Below are 21,082 nucleotides of genomic sequence, written 5' to 3' on the forward strand. Positions count from 1 at the left end.
GTTTTCTCAAGATTCAAAAATGTGACTTTCTTCCTGATGGTTTTCTTTTGCGTTCTCCAAAAATCCGGTTTTAAAATATTTAAGATTCTGTGCAATCGGAGCATGAAGTTTTTTGGGTCCCTGATAGCCTTGGATCACCTTAGAAACACGTGTATAGGTCACTTCTTCGCAGATGTTGTTCTCATTGTTGGTACAGAGGATAAACTGTCTTTTGCCGCTATCCGCTTCGTTTGCCTTCAAAACTGCATGCCCGGTCGTCCCCGATCCTGCAAAAAAGTCCAGCACGGTGATTTCTTTGGATTCAAACAAATCGATACAAAACCTGATCAAGCCTATCGGTTTGGGGAATTTGAAAATACTTTGCTCCACCACTTCATTCAGTTCTTGACTTCCTTCCGAATTCAAAAACTGGATCAAAGCGCGATAAGGAAGCTGTCGGTCCCGCCTTCGGTTGAGGTTGTCGACAAACTGATATTGTTTGATATAGACTTTCCATTGCTTGTTGGTTTTTTTGAATACGATAAAATCGTTTTCAATTCCCCATTTCAATTTGTCCTGATTCCACCTCCAAGTGTTGGGCTTCCCAAATTTTCCTCCGGAACGCATCTCTGTCCCATCAGGCGCGGTAATCACATAATCCATGCTTTCACTATAGGAACCTCGGTAATCCAAATCACGGAGGTAATATTTCCCCCTAAACTCCACATGTGCGTCCGAAAGCCTATACTTCTTGTCACTTTCCACATCGAGCTTCTCCTTCGCAAACTTCAATTCGGCTTTGTTTTTTGCAAAGCAAAGCATGTAGTCAAACTCCACTGCGACCTGACCGCTGTCATGTCCGGAACCTGCTTTATTTTTTCTGACAAATTGGGCTATAAAATTTTCCTCTCCAAAAATCTCCTGACAGAGCAACTTCAGCTGTGCAATCTCATTGTCATCGATGGAAATAAAAATCGCACCGGAGCTTTTCAAAAGATTTTTAGCTAGGTTCAGCCGCTTCCACATAAAGGACAGCCACTTGCTGTGTCGATAACCGTCATTGATGTCCACATAGCGGTCATTGTAGAGAAACTCGTTTTCTTTACCGGTGTTGTAAGGAGGATCTATGTAAATGAGGTCAATTTTGCCCTGATGGGTCTGATTTAAAACTGTGAGTGAGTGAAAATTGTCGCCTTCGATCAGCAGATGGGTAGGTTGACCGGCACTGTTGAAAATCTCCCTGTCTTGGATTTCCCGCAATACCGGAACTTTATCCTGAATTTCAGCAACCACTTTTTCAGGTTCCTTTTCTTCCTCCCATACCAATCCATACTTCCTGCTTCTGTCCAAGTGGTGGATCATCTCAAGAAGTTGTTCTTTGGAAAGGTTACTGTAATCGGATTTGCTCATTCAGATTGTTTTCTAAATTGAAACACTAAAAATACAATTAATTCCCAAAAGCACTTGGTGTAGATTAAAAATAGCCGTTATCCCTTGGGATTACTAAAAAATGCATGGTTTTTGCAACCTAGGTAAAAGTTAATTATTTGAGGAAAAGATTGGGTTTAACCAATTTCGCCCGGAAATATTTTCAGTCCTTAACAAAACATTGGGTAACATGAATTGTAACTGTTTTGTGATTAAATTAGTGATTGTTAAACCGCCGTCTAAAACAGACTGCATAAATATAAAAGTCATGTCACTGCTATTGAATTCAATATTTAGAATCGCCAAAAAAAGCCTCAAAACCGTTGAGCCTGCCGTGATGCTATTTTCAGGTACATACCTGTTGACACAGGGCATTCAAAATAAAAATCTTCCGATGGGTCTTGCCGGAGGAATGCTTGTCTTTCGAGGAGGTTTAGACTTGGGCAAAGTCATTGAAGAAAGTGATTTGAAAGAATTAGAGGTGGAAAAAATCAAATAGTCCATACGTTCCATATCGATCTGTAGTCCACTTTGACTGACTTCGACCCTTCAAACCCAGTCTCTGATGTTTCTCTCAAGAAACAACAGGTTCATTATTTTGAGTAAAATAATCTCCCGCATCTATCTCGAATTCATTGAATCTTTCTTTTATGAAACCGATGCAGCTGCGGGAGTTTTTTATGTGTAATAACTTTTTGGTGTCAAAAACTCATTTTCCAAACTTTCCAAAAATCCAGTCGTCAGCTTTTTTACCTTGCTCAGGATAAGTCCAATGCCCGGTCTCAGGAACCACAAAAACATCTTTTGAGGCTTTAATTTCATTGAATGCTGAATAGTAGGAAGTAGGTGGGCAAGTGTCATCATTGTATCCCCAAGTGTAAAATCCGGGGGTTTTGAGAATCCTTGCAAAATTGACCACATCATAATAACCGATGGTTTCGATGACTTCGGGCTTGTTGAATTTCTGTAAATTATTACCGGCAAAAACATGGGGCCAACCTCCTGCCCTTCCTTCGAGATATCCTGTCATGTCACTCATGGCCGGATACATGGCAGTGAGGTATTTGATCCGAGGATCCAAGGCCGCTGTAATGATCGACAACGCGCCACCCTGACTTCCGCCTTGGATGCCTAGATTTTTGCCGTCATACTCGGGTAGGGAAACCAAAAAGTCAACCGCACGGATACATCCCAAATAAACCCTCTTGTAATAGTAAAGGTCTTTGTCCCAAATATTAAAAGTCGGATAACCATTCAGAGCCGCAGAACCAAGGTTGTTGTATACTTCCTGATTCATGTCAATCGGGATTCCGTGGATACCGATCTGCAAGGTAATCGCCCCACGGACAGATTTGTTGGCGTCACCGAAGTAAGGCCTGATACCTGCACCGGGGACCAACAAAATAGCAGGATATTTAGCGCCGCCTTTGGGTACAGACAAGACGCCATAAATTCGGCTATTTCGCACATTTTGAAAATTGACATGATATACATCCACTTGGTCTGTGCTTCTTTCAGGTTGGTGGACCATCTTGGCATCCATCGGGATTTTGGCAAGTTCAGCTTTTCCTGTGTTCCAAAACTCTTCAAAATCCTTTGGCATTTTGACGGTAGGTTTGATTTTATCAGGCTCAAATCCTGCGGTTCCGATACCCCGATATTCTTTTCCGTCTATGGTTGCAAAAACCTCACACCTGAGGAATCCGGGATTTTTCATAGTGAATTTTTCGATGGTTGCCTTTCCATCTTTCAGTTTCAAGGAGCCTTCTTTGATCGGTTCCATTTTTTCTTCTTTGACTACATAGCGGACATTCTCGACAGCTACAGGTCGGCCTGATTGGGTGACAGAAACAGAAAATTCCACGTTCTGACCTGTTTTATAGGTCCAATCTTCCCTGTCCGGGACGACAGAGATTTCGAGGAATTGCCTTGGGATCTGGGAAAAAGATTCAAAAGAAATGCTAAAGCAAAGCAGAAGCAGCATCCCAAAATGGAAATGCAGGTTTGGTTTGAAAGTTGATTTTTGATTCATGGTCATTTTGGTTTGTCGCTTGAATATACTTTGAAATCTGCAATTATTATGAGCAATTAGAATCCTGTACCTTCCTTCTTTTTTTGAATCTCCGTTTACACATTTCATTCTAGGCTATTAAAAAGGAATGATTTACCTTATATTCAATTTCCATAATAACACTATCATCCACCAGCCAAACTCCCCCTTATGAAACGCATAATAAGCTACTTACCCCTTTTATTCCTCCTGCTTTCCTATGAAGCAATAGGACAGACAAAGTCCAACCTGACACTTTTGGACCTTTTTGATCTGGAATATGTCTCCGATCCGCAGATTTCACCGGATGGCAGCAAGATCATTTATGTCCGCAATTTCAAGGATGTCATGACTGACAGCGACCTGTCCAATCTCTGGATAGTCAATTTTGACGGAAGTCAAAACAGGCCGCTGACCCAAGGAAATCAGCGGGATTTTATGCCGAGATGGTCACATGACGGCAGCAAGATTGTATTCAAATCCAATATGCAGGATGAGAAAATGAAGCTTTATCTGATGTGGCTTGACACGAAAGAGACTGTGGCTTTGACCAATTCGGCAATTGCACCCGGAGAAGTATCATGGTCAGCAGACGACAAGCAACTGGCATTTTCGATGTTTGTACCAAAAGAAAATAAGTCAATATTGCTTAAAATCCCAACAAAACCTGAAGGTGCAAAATGGAACGATGCACCGATTTACATCGATCAGATGAATTACAGGAGCGATGGGGCGGGCTACTTAAAAAGCGGGAACACACAGATTTTTACTTTGGGAATCGAGGGCGGAAAACCTACCCAACACACCTTTTCTGAATTGAACCATGGTAATCCAATTTGGTCCAAAGACGGAAAATCGCTCATCTTTTCTGCAAACCTCCACGAAAAGCACGAACTCGAACCCTTGAATTCCGAAGTTTACCAACTCACCTTGGCTGATGGAAAAATCAGTCCTTTGACCAAAAGATTTGGACCTGATTCCAATCCTGTATTGTCTCCAGATGGCAGCAAAATCGCCTATTTGGGATTTGATGACAGGTTTCAGGGATATCAAGTGACCAAACTCTATGTAATGAATGCCGACGGAACGGATTCCAAAATGCTCGGTGGGGATCTCGACCGAGATATTGAAAATATCATTTGGGAAGGAAACAGCAGGGGAATCTATTTCCAATATGGCGAACATGGAGATATCAAAATAGGCCATGTTGCCTTGACAGGAAAAGTACGGACTATCACTGAGGGACTTGGGGGTTTGGATCTAGGTAGGCCATATGTAGTTGGCCAATTTACAGTATCTGCCAACAACAGATTTGCCTATACTTTAGGCGGAACAGAGCATCCGGCTGATTTGGGTACTTGGGGAGATGGAAATACCAACAGGCTTACAAGGGTCAATGAGGATTTATTCAATTCAAGAAAAATAGGAAATGTTGAAGAAATCTGGTGGGAATCGTCTTTTGACAAAAGGAAAGTGCAGGGATGGATCATCACGCCGCCTGATTTTGACCCTAACAAAAAATACCCGATGATCCTCGAAATCCACGGAGGTCCATTCACGATGTACGGCAAATCATTTACCTATGAATTGCAGGCGATGGCTGCTGCAGGTTATGTCGTGCTTTATACCAATCCAAGAGGTAGCACCGGATATGGAGAAGAATTTGGAAACCTCATCCACCACAATTACCCAAGCAACGACTATGATGACTTGATGTCAGGCGTAGATGCGGTACTTGCTAAAGGATATATTGATACCAAAAATCTGTTTGTCACAGGAGGAAGCGGTGGGGGTGTTTTGACTGCTTGGATTATTGGAAAAACAGACCGATTCAAAGCTGCCGTAGTTGCCAAGCCGGTAATCAATTGGTATAGCCATGCTCTCTATGCGGATAATCCGGCGTTCTTTACCAAGTATTGGTTCCCGGGAAAACCTTGGGAAGAAACCGAAAATTATATGAAACGCTCTCCGATTTCCTTGGTCGGCAATGTCAAAACCCCGACCATGTTGCTGACAGGAGAATCAGATTTCAGAACGCCCATCGGAGAATCTGAGCAATATTATGCGGCATTGAAGTTAGAAGAAGTCGAAACCGCCATGGTCAGAATTCCCAATGCCTCACATGGATTGGTCGACAAGCCGAGTATGTTAATGAGTAAAGTGGCTGCAATATTGAGTTGGTTTGATCATTATAAGGCAAAACCCTGATTTTCGATTTCTAGGTGTAAAAGGGTGGGAACGCTAGGCGGAATTTGAAATTCCGCCTTTGTATGAAATGATCCCGTACAGCTGTCGGGATGCAATTCACTTTACCAAAAATTACTTTTCATTTGGGTGTTTGGTTGAATCCAATTACATCCCGATTACTATCGTGGATGGAAGGATAAAAGGGAAAATGCAGTGAACATTCGTAGCATCTTAACCAGCCTTGCAAAAATGAATTGTTGTATGCTATTTTTAATTTAACTCCAACTCTGAATCCATTTTAATATTATCAAACCACCTCCAATTGGAATTAGTAAAAGTATCAATCCAACAAATCTGTCATAGAACTTAATTCCGTTCTTTCCTTTAGGTGGAGAGTCCCATCTAGTCGCTAAGATTATTGGTCGGCCATAAATAAAAATTGTCAGGTAGTTAAAAAGTCTCAAAAACAAAAGATAGACTAAAGGTCCAAAGTACAAAAATTCTCTTGTGTCAAAATTCGTCACCCGCCAAACTCCAAAGAGTCCCAACAGAACTGCTCCCAAAAGATGAAGCAAGAAAGTACTTGTCTCAAATAATTTATAATAGTACTTGTCCTTTTGTCGAGAAGAATTAACTATTGTCAGATAACAATAACCTAGCACTATTACGATGCTTATGATAAATCCAATGTCCTTCATATCATATTTACATTGTCCAATTACAAATTGCATACAACGTTTAATTAACGCTACTAGTGAAGTTAATCTCCTGATTTTGTTGAGATAGCAGCAATAGGTTGCGGCAATTTTTTAAATATCTGATTAGTTTGATATAAATCCAATTTGTCCAATAGGCTTTTTATTTGTTAAAATCCCCTTCAGGGTTTCGATGGCAATGGTACTATGCAAATCTGCGACAATTGTAATGGATGGAAAGGAAAAAAGGGTGGAATTACAAATCCCACACAGTCCACTATCCACCGTTTGACTACTTCCAGGTGGGGGCCGGGTGTCAGCGATAATAAGCTGGTTTGACCACTACAAAACAAAGCCTTGATTTTCCCATCTCGATAAAATCAGATTTTCCCTGATCAGTTTTTTGATCGCAGGAATGTTGGCATAGTCGGTGTTCTTGCCTTCGAAAAACGCCGGAAGATCTGTCATGTGGGTAATCACCTGATCCAATTCTGCATCCTTAATCCCTGATTTCCACAGTTGCCTCCTGAGCTCGACCATCAGCGCCAAAAGGCTCCAGTTCTGGAAATCTCCATTGAGGTAATCGCCCTTTTTCCCTGAGGATTTATCCAAACCCAAGGCGATTTCACGTACATCGTCTATACTCGCCGTGACTAGAATCTGGGAATTTTCACCTTTTTTATCGCTAAGTTCATCGATAAAATATATCACCCTGTTGAATTTATAGCTGATTTCCAAATCCAGTTTTTCCACCAATTCGGTTCGGGATTTTTTGTCTTCCTTTTTCTCTTTATAATCATCATAGGCCACCACCCCACCGGAGAGAAAAACAGCAGACAATATCCAAAGGCCGAGTTTGCTGTTGAAAAAATAAATCACTTTCCCCCATCCAATCTTTTTGTCAGCTTCATTTTGAAGTTTTTCCCTGACTTCAAACCGGCAAGTTTCCCTTAATCTGATAAGTTCTTTTTCTTCTTCTGACAACATATTAAAATCAATTTTTGGATTATTGATTTGAATTTATTGGAAAAAAAATTAGGGTTAAATGATTATTTGCCAATAATCCAAAAATCCTTACCAATCAGGACAGAAAACCCTGTTGTAAAAAAAATCCCAATTCCGGCAAGGGTGGATCTTGCCGGAATCGGGATGGATAAAACATTTTATATTTATTATAGTACGCTTTATGGTAACTATCCAAATAAAACTCGGGTTGAGGTTCAATTGCACAGGCCTTTGACTTGAGGATAATCAAATTACTTCTTCTTCATTCCTTTCGCCGTCCTGTCTTCATAGGCCGGAGCAGGAGTCATGGTAGATGGATTGGTAGGAATGAGTTTCAATACTTCCTGCACTACCCTTTCCATCTGAGGATCTCTTCCCTGCATCATCAGGTTAGGGTCATCCCACACGACTATATCCGGGCTAACACCCTCTCCCTCCCAAAACCAATGTCCAGCATTGTCATAGAGTCTTGCATCCGGAACGGTGATTCCTCCACCGTCTATCAACTGATGTCCTGTCGCAGGACCCACCAAAATCCCTAGTGTATTTTCTCCGACAATCGGTCCTGCTTTCAACACCTTGAAAGCCCAAGGAAGTCCATCACCACCGGAACCTGCCCAACCATTGATCAACATCCCCATCGGTCCGGTATTGGCTTTGATCGGGTTGGTATGGTCACGGCCATGTCTCCAATGGAGGTTATAGACTACCGGTCTTTGGAGTAATTCCAAAAATCTGTCTGCCAATTGCCCTCCGCCATTGAATCTTTCGTCGATGATAAATCCTTTTTTGTCCAATTGGCCATAATACATACTGACCAATTCTCGCTGTCCGTCACCTGCAGTATTGGACATGTAGACATAGCCAAGCTGTCCATCGGAAAGCTTCTCGATTAGTTTTCTGTTATTTTCCAGCCATTCTAAGTACCTGAGATTTCCCTCTTCATTTGGTGTAAGACAAGTGATCACCACGTCTTTACTTGATTCCGAATTGCCGTTTTTCTGCCCCACTGTCAAGGAAACCGTCTTTCCACTCAATCCTTCAAATGCCGCATAAGGATCTTTGTTCGGATCGAGCTTGATGCCATTGACAGCAAGGATATAATCCCCTTCCTTCACCTCCACGCCTGACCTGTCAAAAGGCGATCTGACTTCGGTATTCCAGGCAGCGGGTTTTACAATTCTTTTTATTTTGTATCGGTCTCCGTCTTTTGCCCACTCGATTCCAAGAAATCCCGTCATCAAAGGTGTCACTGATTCTACATCTCCTCCATTGGTATAGGTATGGCCTGCGGCAAGTTCTGCCTGCATGTTGGATTGGATATTGGTAATGTCCCAACGTGTCCGGGCATCTTTGATCAAAGCCCCATAACGCTTCCTCATATCATCCCAATCCACACCCTGCATATTAGGATCGTAGAAGAAATCCCTGTACCGCCTCCATGTATCATTGAAAATCTGATTCCATTCTTCCCTAGCCACCCAATTCATCACAAGACCCGTGGTAGGAATCGGCTTCTCCATTTTTTGGGCTGCATTTGCTGCTATGATTCCAAATTGTCCATTGGTGGATATCAAAATGGATTTGCCGTCTGCGGAGACTACGAAATTGTTCACTTTTTCTAAAATGGTTTTTTCCTCCCTCTCCTTGATATCATAATACATCAAAGTTGAGCCATTGTCTCCCGATCCGGTTCGAGGATATCTCATAAAAACCAATTTGTCGTCAATCGCTGTCATCTTTCCAAAATTGCCCGGCTTGACAGGAAGTATTACCACCCTAGACTCCAATCCATCAAAATCAATAGCTACCTGAACGCCATTGGCTTTCTTCTCTTCAGGTTTCTTCTCGTCAGGCTTCTTGTCGGTAGTTACCGTAATGGTGTCATTTTTTGGAGCCAAAAGCGAAGCCACAGATTTGTTCAAGCTGATTGCCCCGATTTGGGTCGCGTTGGGATATACCCATGTGCCGTCACCCAAAGCTGAGTAAACAGGATCCATATTCCGGTTGGTCTGGAAAAAGAGGTATTTTCCGTCCTTGCTAAATGTCGGCGAATCATCTGAATAATACCCTGAAGTCGCCTGAGTCAATTTGTTTCCTTCTACATCATAGATGAAAATGGCGGTATTTGCATTTTCAAGACCAATCGGAAATGTCACATACTTGGAATCCGGAGACCAAGAGATCGGAAAACCCGGGGCTCCACCATGTCCGATGACCCAATGGGTATTCCCGGCTTTTTTTATCTGGCCAGACACGGCATCTACTACTGAGATATCGTGCTTTTCATCTATGAAAGCTAATTTTTTGTTGTCTGGAGACCAATGCAAAGTGTATCCAAATCCGCCTTTTCGGTCTGTAAGTTTTTTGGCTTCCTGATTTCCCTGGGTATTTTGAAGGTATATTTCATATTCCCCGGATTTGTCACTCCAATAAGCGACAGATTTGCCATCAGGAGACCATGCTGGACTGTGGTCCAAAGCACCGCTTGATTGGGTCATGTTGAGAGTAAAACCTTCCTTTGAAGGAACATTGAACAGTTCGCCTCTTGCCTGAAAAACAACCCTTTTTGCATCCGGTGACACGGTCATATTGGCGATGTTTTTGCTCACATCTTTTTGCTGGGCCATTTCAACAGATAGATCACTGACCACGTGAACATCTACTTTTTTGTAGTTTTTGGTAGAAAGGTCCATCAGGTACAGGTCACCGCCCATTTCAAAAACCAGTTCCTTTTCACTTGCTGAAAGATAGGAAATATCAAAATCCTTGAAAGTTGTTAGCTGTACCAAGGCTTTGGTCTTGGTATCATAAGACCAGATATTCAATCTCATGTCAGGGTTTTCATCCGAAAGAAAATAAACCGTCGATCCCGACCAAGCCGGTTTGCCATCTATGGCTATCCTGTTGGTGACATTTTCGACCTTTTTGGAAGCCATGTCATAGATCAGGATATCGGAGTTGTTGCCACTGCGGATTCTTTTGAAAGGATAATTTTCAGTGATTTTGGTGATGTAAGCCAATTGCTTTCCGTCAGGTGAGAAACTCGCCAATTCTCCATAGGGCAAAGGCAACTTCTCAGGAAAACCACCTTCTTTATTGACTAGAAAAAACTGGTTCAGCAGCCTTCTTCCACCCAATTCTCCTGTTGATCCGATGAGCAACTGTTTCCCATCAGGATGCCAATCGATCATGCGGTCTGGAAAAGACTTGTAAGTCACCCGTGTTGGTACACCACCGGTAACCGGCATCATAAACACATCAAGATTGCCATTATAGCTTGCTGAAAATGCAATGGATTTCCCATCGTGAGAAAATCTCGGCCAGGATTCTTCACCAGGCGACCTGGTGAGTTGGGATGCCATTCCTCCCCCTTTGGGAACCGTCCAGATATCTCCGCCAAATACAAAGGCAATGTGCGTATCGGACACGTCCATGTAGCGCATTAATTTTGCATTGATCTGGGAGAAAGATGGAAAAACTGTACAGATAAAAAAGAGTAGAGTGAGTATTTTTTTCATAGTGGTTTGGGTTTTGGTATTTCTCAAAAGTTAGAAATTAAACATGGTTTTTTAAAAACCTTGGTCTGAAAATGGGAGATTTTGGGACAGAAATGAAAAAAGGCCTTAAAAGGCCTTCATCCATTTTTCGACATCATCCATCCATCGGACTTCAGAAGTGGGATTGATCATGCCATAACCATGTCCCCCTTTTTCGAAGTAAGTATGGGAGACAGGAACATTATTTTGCTTTAATGCTGCTTCAAAAAGGTAAGAGTTCTCAATTTTGACAGGATCATCTTTTGCATGAACAAGGTAGGTGGGTGGCGTTTCGGCAGTGACTTGTTTGTCATTGGAATATAGGTCGATCATCCCTTGAGGAGGTCTTTCCCCGATCAGATTTTTGGAGGAACCACTGTGGCCCACCTCTTTATCAAAGGTAATCACAGGGTATACCAAAACCATAAAATCCGGCCTCAGACTTGTCTTTTTTGGGTTTTCTATCACTTCCCTTTTGAAATGCGTACCAGCAGTGGAAGCCAAATGACCTCCGGCAGAGAATCCCATGATTCCTATTTGATCTGGTTTTACATTCCATTTGGCTGCATTTTCCCGAACCATTTGGATGGCGCGCTGTGCATCCTGAAGCGGCCCGATGCTTTTATCCTCCATGGCCAATCCATTCGGCAACCTGTATTTCAATACAAAAGCAGCAACACCTCTTTTTGCAAATTCCTTTGCCACATCATGACCTTCATGCCCCGCTGCCAACAACCAATATCCTCCACCGGGACAGATGATGATGGCTTTGCCTGTTGCCGTTTCTTTGGACGGAAGATAGGCAGTCAGTGTGGGGACGGTTACTTTGCTGATGATCAAAATCCCATCATCCCTCACCTCAGAAGTTTCTACATTGGGCACATCCTTGGAATTAGGAATCGGTCCCTCATATAAAGGCATTTCGGTTTGGGAGAAAAGCAAAGATGACATGAGACAAAAGCAAAAAAGGAAGAGGTATTTCATGATTTTGGGATATTTTGGAAGTGTTACAATTTACTGTGAAAATTTAAATAGCCTAAGCGGATTTTTACCAAGGGAAATAATTCCACCAATCGAAATTCAAACACTTTCAATTGCCTAAAACCACTCTCCTATATGAAACCAAAGAAGGGCTACCAGAATCTTCAACTTCGAGGATAACGTGCAAGGTTTGGCCCTCACCCAATTCAGGCATCACGAATTCAATTTCCATAGCATGCGGATCAAATAATTCCAGGTCTCCGGTATAAGCGCCGGCTTCCTTGTAGATCCACCACTTGTACCTGATTTGGTCTCCGTCGGGATCCATGCTTCCCTTTGCAGAAAGCTTGATTGTTTTTCCCTTTTCAACTTTCCCAAATGCCAAAGCTTTTCCTTTGTTTCCATTGAGTACAATGACAGGATTGTGGTTGACTTTTTTATAATCATCGGCAATATTCCAGTCCATCCTTGCCGCAAAATCATGCTGATACGCCTTTCTCCATCTCCAGATTGTCGCCTGATTGGAAGCTTCCTTTCGGCCATCGGCCAAGGTGATTTCATCTTGGGTATTGATCGATGATGTCCAGATTTTGTCTTTTTCTCCGTAAGACTGCCACCATTCATATCGCCCGGCCCAGCCGCCATAAGTGGGGCTTTTGTACCATCCCAAACCGTTATTGATCAGACCAAAAAAAGAAGGCGTATCACCTTCCATGATATAGATAACATCAAGGTAATTGGCCCCCAAGGGACCGTGATTTTCCTTGATATTGGCATTCAACCATGGATTGTCGACCAACTCAAAATCAACCATTGGGGCATTCTTGTACCAGCGGTCCCCTGCTATTCCTGTCCAGGTTGCTTTGTAATATTCCCTCCAATTGTCTCCTGCACTTGCATCCACGATATAAAAAATCCCTGGAAAATTATGCCTGACCCAAGGTCCAGCAAAATCTTGGTCAGAAATGGCATAAACCCTAAGTTTGGCAACAAATTTTGCGACCTCTGCTTCTGACCTGGTGTTTTTTACTTTCCAAAGAGCCTGTGCCAGACAATTTGCCCCGCCCCAGACAGATACCCAAAGTGGCCTGTCATCGGCTTTGTCCACAGCTTTAATGAGCATTTCAGAACCGGGAGAATCTTTGCCCTCGCCCACCCCATCCATGCTAAACAATGGTAGGTGCTGCGTAGTTATGCCAAGAAGGTATTCCATTGTAGGAAATCCAGAAGCATGTTTGTCAAGATTTGATTTGACCTTTCCATAGTTGCGCACCAATTCTTCGATTTTGTCTTTTCGGATTCCGTTTCGTAAATGAGTAGAAGTCGTAGCCACGATTCCCTCGATGTCATATTCATTGGAATAAACCAGCAACCGTACTAATGACTGTTGGTCGTCCGGTTCGTTGGTGATGTCAGTCAGGACAAAAAGCCGCTGTTTGACGGGCTCTTCGAAGGAAAGTATTGTCTGTCCTTTTAATACCTGATTAACAGTAAGTAAGACTATACAACAAATGAGGAATAAAGATCTATGAGGCATCGAAATTTCAGGTTTATTTGAAGTTTTTAAGTTAATAATAATTAGAATAAATCTCCTTTCTTCAAATTAAAAATGAAATGAAAAAGGATTCATAAAAATTTTTTATCATCAGAATCCAAAATTTTAAAAACTAAACATGTCATCAAATCGGATTTTCAATTCCAATTCAATAGTTTAGGGTTTCTTAAATAATGGGTCAGACTTTTGAATTCACTTGATTTTTTAAGAAAGGCCCTTAAACTGGAAAATGGAAATAAAACAGGAATAATCCCTATTGAAATGAAAATCATCAAAATCAAAAAGTCTTTTTTTGCCATACTTCCGCTGATAGGCTTTATCATGTCGGGAATCGAGGCAAAAGCTACTACACTCAATGACAGTATTCCTGAAAAATCAAGCGAATTTAAAAAAGGAATCCGCTTTTCCCCTTCAATGAACTTCTTTGACTACGGAGATTTGTCCTTTGGGCAGATAGCTTCGGACTATAAATTCGGAGCAGCTTTGGGAATGGTCTTTGACTGGAAAATGAGCGATTACCACAGGTTCAGACTTGAACCCTACGTGGAATACCAAAACATCAAAAACAATTCCATCAATCCTGATATCGAAGCCATCACTTCCTTTAGCAACCTGATCTTCGGTGTGGATGCGCTGCCCTTGGTATTGACTTATGGAGGAAAATACAAAGGAACAATTTCTGCCGGGGGTTTTGCCAAATATGTCCTAAACAGTTCACAAAGCACCACTCTTAATGGCAATTCGGTCAATAACTTCGAGGTAGAAATCAACAAACTCCAATATGGATTTTCCTTTGGGGCGGGAGCTTATTTGGGAAAAAGACTTGTAGAATTAAGGTTTTATCAATCTCTCAATGATTTTGTCAACAGTCCGGTTATTCCCAACAGTATCAATCAGGTTCAACTCATTCTAGTATACTAATGAAAAATGTCCTTTTAATTTTCGCTTTTTTGACGCTTCTGCTGTTCAATTCCTGTATGACTGACAGAGAAGCTGAAAATTCATTTTACCTCAATCAGATCAATAAAATTCAAGTGATCTCCTCCAAAACAATATTTTTTACAGAAAACAGGGAGGAAGATTTCAACTTGACTGTAAGTTTTTTTGACAGAGATAACAGACCTTTTTTGAATAACATTGATGTGCCTTATGTGATTTATCTGGGGGACTCTGTGATCAAAGAACCCTCTCTTGACCTTTCCAAGCCAGGCAAATACAAGCTTAGGGTCATGTTTCCCACCCGTGAACTGACATTTAGCAATGAGGTTGAGATTGAAGTAGTGGAGGGAGATTATATCAAAGAACTGGTCCTGGATTTTTCCAACGAGACCAGAAATCAATTTACTCTAGTCAACAACGAACCCTATGATTTCACCCTGAGGGCTTTTGGACCTGATGGGGAAATACCCGGAGTGGAAGAACAAATCAAAAGGAACCTTTCTTTACAAGTAGGAAATGTGAACACAAACCGATTGACAGGCATTCCAATAACTCAAATCGGGTTGATCGATGTGCAGGCCTCTGTTTTTGGAATTGAAAGCAATATTCTCAAAATCAATTCCCGACAGGATGTTTCCTATCCCATCAAAGAGTTTCAGGTGGTATTCCATGTTTTTTCTAATCTCTTTACACCTAGCCAATCCTCATTTGAAAGTCAGATAAACAGTTCGAATATTGCTTTTAGCGGTGGTATAAGGAGCTCCTTTAGAAGGAACTTAAATGCAGTAGATGCAGGATTCAGGTTTAAATTGGCAGACAGAAATCCCGATGGCAGTCTGATGGAAACAAAAGGTGTCAACAGAATTATGTCAAATAAGGTTTTCCTGGATGCCCAAGACCAAGAACTATTGCAATTAAAGTTTAACAGCTTATGGGATCCTTCTCAATATATCAATGTTTTTATAGAGGATCTTTCTAGCCTTCAGGCCGCAGGATATGCTTATTTACCTTTTTTGACAAGTCCTGTAGTAGGTGGACTTAATCCAATTTTGGAAGAGGACACGGAGTTATTTTACCCTATAATGGTAGCATTGGACTACAGGTTATTCAATGGTCAATACAGGGACGACAATGTATTGGCGCATGAATTGGGCCATTATCTTGGGCTGTATCATACCTTTCAGGATTGTCAAACAGGTGATTTTTGTGATGATACCCAATCACATACCCTTCCTTCAAATCAATCAATAAGGTTCAGTAACAACAGAACAAACTGTTCAAATGAACCATACATCTCCACCAATTTTATGGATTACATAAGCGTAGTGGATAATTTCACTTTTGACCAAAAGGAAAGAATGACAAAAGTGTATGAAAACGCACTCTTTATGCCCAAAGACTTCAATGCCCCGGATTCGAGAATAAAGCCATTTAAAAGAGGACAGCTTGATCCAAGCATCAAGCCCATTATCTGTAACTTTTGATAAGATCGGGTCATCTTATTCTGTTATTGAAAATTCGTTTTAATCCTCATTTGGGACAAAAGAACTTATCTTTCATGGTTCTTTCTAAAACGGAAATGAATTAAAGGATTGGATTTCTAAGATTCTGCGATTGTGTCTATATTGGTATTCTATGGCAAGATTCTTCCGCAATATCCGTCAACAGCTTTTGGTCGAAAACAGGTTTACCCGATACCTCATTTACGCCATAGGCGAGATATTTTTGGTAGTGGTGGGGATCATGATTGCAGTGTATTTCAATAACAAAAACACGGACAAAAAAACCAAAGCCGAAACAAACAGACTTGTTGCTGACCTTGAAAAAGGACTCAAAACCAATCAGTTTTTACTGGATAGATTTTCTGGCCGCTTTGATGCACAGGATTCTATGATGGGATTGCTGATAAATGGGGAGTTGACTGAAGAGAATTTTAAAAGAAACAGGATTTTGAATGACTTGATGGGAAACAGTACCCAATACGCCTGGCTTCAAGATGAAAATATCATCACCATCCTTCAAAAAGAAAGGGATTTTGATCTTTCCTATAACCAACTCATCAAACTGATAAAATCATACAAATCAAGACTCGATGACCTGGAAAAAACTGCCGAAGAATTGAATGAATTAGGCAATTGGAATGAAAAACTTATGGCTGATAATTTTGATTGGTATTCAGGAACAACAAAAGAAGACCGGGACAAAAAGGTCCAATATATTCTCCGGGATCCATTCTACAAAAACCGCCTCAGTCTATTCCGAAAAAAATTCAAAAATCAGATTTCCAATATTACCTCTATGGCGGCTATCCGTGCAGCCATTATGGGAGAAATAAAGCGGCTAAATGAAGGACTCAATAATGCCCAGTTGGATGAATTTTTTAAGACATTAGGTATGCAGCCCTTTCCTCAATTAGACTGTTCCGAATTGGAAAGGGAATGGGAGGATGATTTTTCAGGATTGATTTTTTTCCTTTTCTTTAATGGTACAGATGAATCAGTCACTATATACCGCCTGAGGGAAAATGTGGATGCCTGGGAATCATTCAAAATCAATCCGGGAGAATATGAAATCTTTGGTCAGGTACCGGGCCGTGGATTTATGATTGGTTCACCCGATTCCTGTCAGCAATTGTTCGTAGCCAAAAAAAGAGGTTATCTATTGATTAAGTAGGAATAGGCAAATTGTTTTCAAAAGTAAAAAATCTCAACCTGTTATAATTCCCATCAAATTTTTCTTTTTTCAAACCCACTTTCAAAGTATCTTTTGGAAAGTGAAAAGATCCTGAAATTTCAATAAAACCAAATAAACCTATGTCAACTCAAATTGTGGTTTCCCCAAAGTATTTTTCCAAATATTTATTCTTAAGCCTAACCTTTTTCTTGATCTTCTCCATCAGTTGTCAGGCACAGCAGGGCAAAACATGGTTGCAGTTTGAAGGAAAATCAGGTCCCGGCAAAGGCAAACATATCGTCCTTGTCAGCGGCGATGACGAATACCGCTCTGAGGAAGGGATGCCCATGTTGGGCAAATTATTGGCAGAACATTATGGGTTTACCTGCACGGTTTTGTTCCCGATCGAACCGGAAACAAGCAATATCGTCCCTTCTTACCAAAACAACATACCCGGATTGGAACACTTGGCAAAAGCCGATCTAATGATTATGCTCACCAGATTCCGAGAATTGCCAGATGAGCAGACCAAATATTTCCACGACTTCATCATGGCCGGCAAACCGATCATCGGAATGCGGACTGCAACGCATGCCTTCCACTACGAAAAAAACAAAAACAGTCCCTATGCCAAGTATGATTGGAGAAATAAAACCGCGGGTTGGGAAGGAGGATTCGGGCAAAAAATACTCGGCGAAACTTGGGTTGCCCACCATGGCGAACATGCCAAAGAAGGCGCCCGTGCGCTGATCGACGGTCCTGCCCAACTTGCAGACCATCCTATCCTTCGTGGAGTCAATGATATTTGGGCGGCGTCTGATGTGTATACTGTCAAGAACCTGACCCAAGATGCGCAAGTGCTCGTCTATGGCCAACCCACCAAAGGCATGACTCCCGATACGCCTTTGATCTGGGAAAAATCCGTGATGCCTATGGCTTGGACCAAAGATTATCAGGTAGAGGGAGGCAAAAAAGGAAAAGCATTCGCTACAACGATGGGCGCATCTGTTGACCTTCAAAGTGAAGACCTGAGGAGATTGATCGTGAATGCTGTTTTTTGGGGATTGGATATGTCGGATCAAATCACACCTGACCTGAACGTGTCCATCGTCGGAAAGTACGAACCGACCATGTTTGGTTTTGGAACATTCAGAAAAGGAATGAAAGTTGAAGATTTTAAGTGAAAAAAGACAAGAGATATGAGACTTGAGATTCTAGACCCAATTGCCAAGAAATGGAAGATGAAACTGCAAAAACCATCAACCATTCGAAAAGGCTTTTATTAGTCATCTCGACGAAGAGGAGATCTTTTTGGAGCATTCTACTGATTTCTCCCCAAGGTCGAAATGACAAGTTGAAGCTCTCTGCCAAATTAAACTGTAAGAAACATCAAGCTTAGGATTAGACTTATCTTTGTCATCTCGGCGAAGGAGATATCTTTTCTAAAAATTCACCTGATAAGAAAGTGTAAATGCCCTTGACGGTAACCAAGTGGACGCTGCATCAATCCCTGATGAATAATAATTGTCAAAGTATTCAACATGCTCATCAAATTGCCAAACAGGCCTTGTACTTAGCCTTGCTTCAGGATCGGCGGCGGAATACGAGGTGATGAAAAACAGGTTATTTGCGATCAGGGAGATTCTGCTTGACACTTTTTTATTTTTGATCAAAAAATTCAGATCCCTCGAAACTGACAAGTAGTGCAGTGAAATAAATCCGGATTCTTCAATAAAGTAACTGCTGAACCTATTATAATCAGTCAGGCCCTGATCTTTAAGATTCTGAAATGAGCGGAGCGCATTTTGATTAAAAAACGTCACCCCACCATACCACAGGTTGGTTTCATTGGCATTGACATGCCCAAAAACTCCCCTGAAAAACGCATCCAAATGCCATTTTTTCCATTGCACCTGATGGTTCCAGCCCATCCACCATCGAGGAATTGTTTGACCTTGGGGCACATAATCAGTCCTCCAATCCTGTTGGTTATTGTCCTGTTGCAGGATCCATTGTCCAGTGTTGCGGTCAATTCCCAAATATTCAAGTGCCCTGCCTGTCCCGATGGGCTCGCCGGTCCTAAGGGTATTATATTGGGATAGTGGACCTCCTCCTGGAACTCTTGTTTCCCCCACGTCGTATCCTTCCAAGCTCGTGAATTCAGCATCCAAGTCTGTCCATTCAGATTTTAGAAAAGTGGCATTGACACTGCTTTGGTAAAATACATTACCGATTTTTACTGTATTTAACCCAATAACCCACTCAGAACCTCTATTCCTTATCTCCCCAAAATTCTGGTAAGTGAACGGATAATAGGAATTCCAATCCGTATAATCCCAGTTATATGCCCGCATCAGATTGATAAAATCTGAAGACCTGCTGGTAAAAAACCTCAATTCCCCGGATAGCTTATTCTGAAAAAAGGACCCACTCCCCCCAATTTCCCATTGATGGGTGTCTTCCCATTTCAAATCCGGATTGGCAAAGTGGGTGAAATTCACATAAGGCTCAATTTGCAATATGGTTTTGCTCAGTCCAGTCCGGTCCGGAATTAATCCGGTATGGGAATAGGATGTAAAAACCTGAAATTTTGGACTGAGACGGTATTTCAGATCCATTCCGAAAAATTGTCCCCATCCTGCATTTTCCCCCAAATTAGAAGAACTTTCCGGTTGGTAGAGGAAGTCAAAGTATAATCTTTCCTTCCAATTGGACTGCACGAAAAAACCCAAGGCATTTAAAGTGTATTTACCGATTTGAGGATTCAAGGTTTGCTCTATGATCGTATTCTCTGGCTCAAATGGTCTATACAGATTGGTGCCCGTTTGGTCATAGCTTATCTTTTGAGAGGTAAAACGGATACCCGGATTGAAAGTAAAGTCGTTGATATGAATCAAATAATCGGATGAAAACTCCAGGTAAGTACGGTCATCCTTTCTTGTTTTATTCCTCTGAAAGGTTCCTGCATCATTACTCAAACCAATGATTCCGTCAAAGTAGAATTGGTCTTTGATTGTCCCAACTTTGCCTATTCTTCCACTGATTGTCCATTTCGAAAAAGGATTGGCCGTAATATTTGCCTGAAACATTTCCATTTTAGAATCCAATGTGTTTTGATCCGCATTCATTCTCAGCCAAGGATTTCCTCTATACATTGTATAAGTATTGACTTGCTGATCCAATGCAAAAGTAGGGTTCATCCCTACTGCCGCCTGAAAAAAATAAGAATTGCCTATATCGGAATCTCTGTCCACAACCAAAGTTGAAACCCCCGCCTTGATTTTATTTTTCAAAAAAGAATAATCAAGGGCACCATAAATACTTAACTGCTTGAAGCCGGTCTCCTTTTGGATACCTGCCACATTACGATGACTGAGGATTACTTTGGAATTTAAATTGCCTGTCCGGTAACCGAGTTTCAGACCTGTATTGGTTGACCAAGCCGTTTGTGTCAACGCTTCCAACCAATCCGTATCGCTGTTTCCAAAAAATGTCCCCGGCGGCGCCTGATTCCTGTATTCCTGAGCATTCAGGTTGTCATAGGGTCTTTGGTAATTTTCCATGCTGACATTTTGAAGAAAGGTTACCGAAAGCCCTTTCTTCCCAATACCGGAAATGGTAGCATCAAACACGCCGCCTGCGGCTTGCAAACCCATTTCTGCCAACCGACTCCCTCTCCTGACCCCAATAGAATCGATCAAAAAAGGATCTACCATATGCCAAACCAAACCGGGCATCCCATCCAACATCAACATCGGCTGCATTCTGTTCTTGAAAGTATGGTAACCGCGGTAAATCATATCAAAGTTGCCATTGGGATTTGATCCCGGTCTTGAGACCAAGAGTCCCGGTATCTGACTCTGTATGGCCTGCGGCAAAGAAAGAATCAAGCCCTGATTGAATGGCTTTTTCTCCATCTTTAAGCTGTCAGTTTCTTGTGCTTTAGCAAAAAAAGCCAACTGAAAAAAACTGATCGCGAAAATCAAAAACCGAAGCATTATTATTTGGGTTGTTTTGGGAATTGAAATTAAATATAGGTTTTTTAGTTGAT

14 protein-coding genes are annotated in these 21,082 nt (G+C 41.6%); 7 read left to right on the plus strand and 7 right to left on the minus strand.

Annotated elements, in window-relative coordinates; translation table 11 throughout:
* Nucleotides 1–6: 6 nt before the first annotated feature.
* The gene (locus NU887_RS13125) at nucleotides 7–1,389 is read right to left on the minus strand and encodes a site-specific DNA-methyltransferase (protein WP_258423836.1); all 1,383 of its coding nucleotides are present in this window, start codon (nucleotides 1,387–1,389) and stop codon (nucleotides 7–9) included.
* Nucleotides 1,390–1,675: 286 nt separating this feature from the next.
* Between NU887_RS13125 and NU887_RS13130 the strand changes: the two genes are divergently transcribed.
* Both NU887_RS13130 and NU887_RS13135 read left to right on the plus strand, forming a co-directional pair.
* Nucleotides 1,676–1,906, plus strand: a complete 231-nt coding sequence (locus NU887_RS13130) for a hypothetical protein (protein ID WP_258423837.1) — start codon at nucleotides 1,676–1,678, stop codon at nucleotides 1,904–1,906.
* A 66-nt stretch (nucleotides 1,907–1,972) separates the two neighbouring features.
* Nucleotides 1,973–2,095 (plus strand): hypothetical protein, encoded by a 123-nt coding sequence (locus NU887_RS13135; RefSeq protein WP_258423838.1) that lies wholly within the window; start codon nucleotides 1,973–1,975, stop codon nucleotides 2,093–2,095.
* A 21-nt stretch (nucleotides 2,096–2,116) separates the two neighbouring features.
* On the opposite strand, the gene NU887_RS13140 is transcribed toward NU887_RS13135, so the two are convergent.
* A complete protein-coding gene (locus NU887_RS13140; protein WP_258423839.1) occupies nucleotides 2,117–3,439 on the minus strand; it encodes an acetylxylan esterase in 1,323 nt (440 codons plus the stop codon).
* Nucleotides 3,440–3,628: 189 nt separating this feature from the next.
* Between NU887_RS13140 and NU887_RS13145 the strand changes: the two genes are divergently transcribed.
* Nucleotides 3,629–5,665 (plus strand): S9 family peptidase, encoded by a 2,037-nt coding sequence (locus NU887_RS13145; RefSeq protein ID WP_258423840.1) that lies wholly within the window; start codon nucleotides 3,629–3,631, stop codon nucleotides 5,663–5,665.
* A gap of 1,016 nt (nucleotides 5,666–6,681) precedes the next feature.
* Here the strand turns inward: NU887_RS13145 and NU887_RS13150 are convergent.
* The 4 genes from NU887_RS13150 to NU887_RS13165 all read right to left on the minus strand — a co-directional run bounded on the left by NU887_RS13150 (nucleotide 6,682) and on the right by NU887_RS13165 (nucleotide 13,401).
* A complete protein-coding gene (locus NU887_RS13150) occupies nucleotides 6,682–7,326 on the minus strand; it encodes a hypothetical protein (RefSeq protein ID WP_258423841.1) in 645 nt (214 codons plus the stop codon).
* A gap of 269 nt (nucleotides 7,327–7,595) precedes the next feature.
* Complete coding sequence (locus tag NU887_RS13155; RefSeq protein ID WP_258423842.1) at nucleotides 7,596–10,865, minus strand: S41 family peptidase; 3,270 nt, start codon at nucleotides 10,863–10,865, stop codon at nucleotides 7,596–7,598.
* A gap of 105 nt (nucleotides 10,866–10,970) precedes the next feature.
* Nucleotides 10,971–11,867 carry an alpha/beta hydrolase gene (locus tag NU887_RS13160; protein WP_258423843.1) on the minus strand — a complete coding sequence of 299 codons (897 nt, stop codon included), beginning with the start codon at nucleotides 11,865–11,867 and terminating at the stop codon, nucleotides 10,971–10,973.
* 106 nt (nucleotides 11,868–11,973) lie between these two features.
* Complete coding sequence (locus tag NU887_RS13165; protein WP_258423844.1) at nucleotides 11,974–13,401, minus strand: DUF1593 domain-containing protein; 1,428 nt, start codon at nucleotides 13,399–13,401, stop codon at nucleotides 11,974–11,976.
* Between the two features lie 279 nt (nucleotides 13,402–13,680).
* Here NU887_RS13165 and NU887_RS13170 point away from each other — a divergent pair, with 279 nt between their 5' ends.
* From NU887_RS13170 to NU887_RS13185, 4 genes are all read left to right on the plus strand, one after another.
* The gene (locus NU887_RS13170; RefSeq protein ID WP_258423845.1) at nucleotides 13,681–14,340 is read left to right on the plus strand and encodes a PorT family protein; all 660 of its coding nucleotides are present in this window, start codon (nucleotides 13,681–13,683) and stop codon (nucleotides 14,338–14,340) included.
* A gap of 56 nt (nucleotides 14,341–14,396) precedes the next feature.
* Complete coding sequence (locus NU887_RS13175; protein ID WP_258423846.1) at nucleotides 14,397–15,842, plus strand: M43 family zinc metalloprotease; 1,446 nt, start codon at nucleotides 14,397–14,399, stop codon at nucleotides 15,840–15,842.
* Nucleotides 15,843–15,993: 151 nt separating this feature from the next.
* Complete coding sequence (locus NU887_RS13180) at nucleotides 15,994–17,031, plus strand: hypothetical protein (protein WP_258423847.1); 1,038 nt, start codon at nucleotides 15,994–15,996, stop codon at nucleotides 17,029–17,031.
* 140 nt (nucleotides 17,032–17,171) lie between these two features.
* Nucleotides 17,172–18,215, plus strand: a complete 1,044-nt coding sequence (locus NU887_RS13185) for a ThuA domain-containing protein (RefSeq protein ID WP_258423848.1) — start codon at nucleotides 17,172–17,174, stop codon at nucleotides 18,213–18,215.
* 258 nt (nucleotides 18,216–18,473) lie between these two features.
* Here NU887_RS13185 and NU887_RS13190 read toward each other — a convergent pair whose 3' ends face one another.
* A complete protein-coding gene (locus NU887_RS13190) occupies nucleotides 18,474–21,029 on the minus strand; it encodes a TonB-dependent receptor plug domain-containing protein (protein WP_258423849.1) in 2,556 nt (851 codons plus the stop codon).
* Nucleotides 21,030–21,082: the final 53 nt, after the last annotated feature.

The sequence above is a fragment of the Aquiflexum gelatinilyticum genome (genome assembly GCF_024741135.1).
Lineage (GTDB): Bacteria > Bacteroidota > Bacteroidia > Cytophagales > Cyclobacteriaceae > Cognataquiflexum > Cognataquiflexum gelatinilyticum.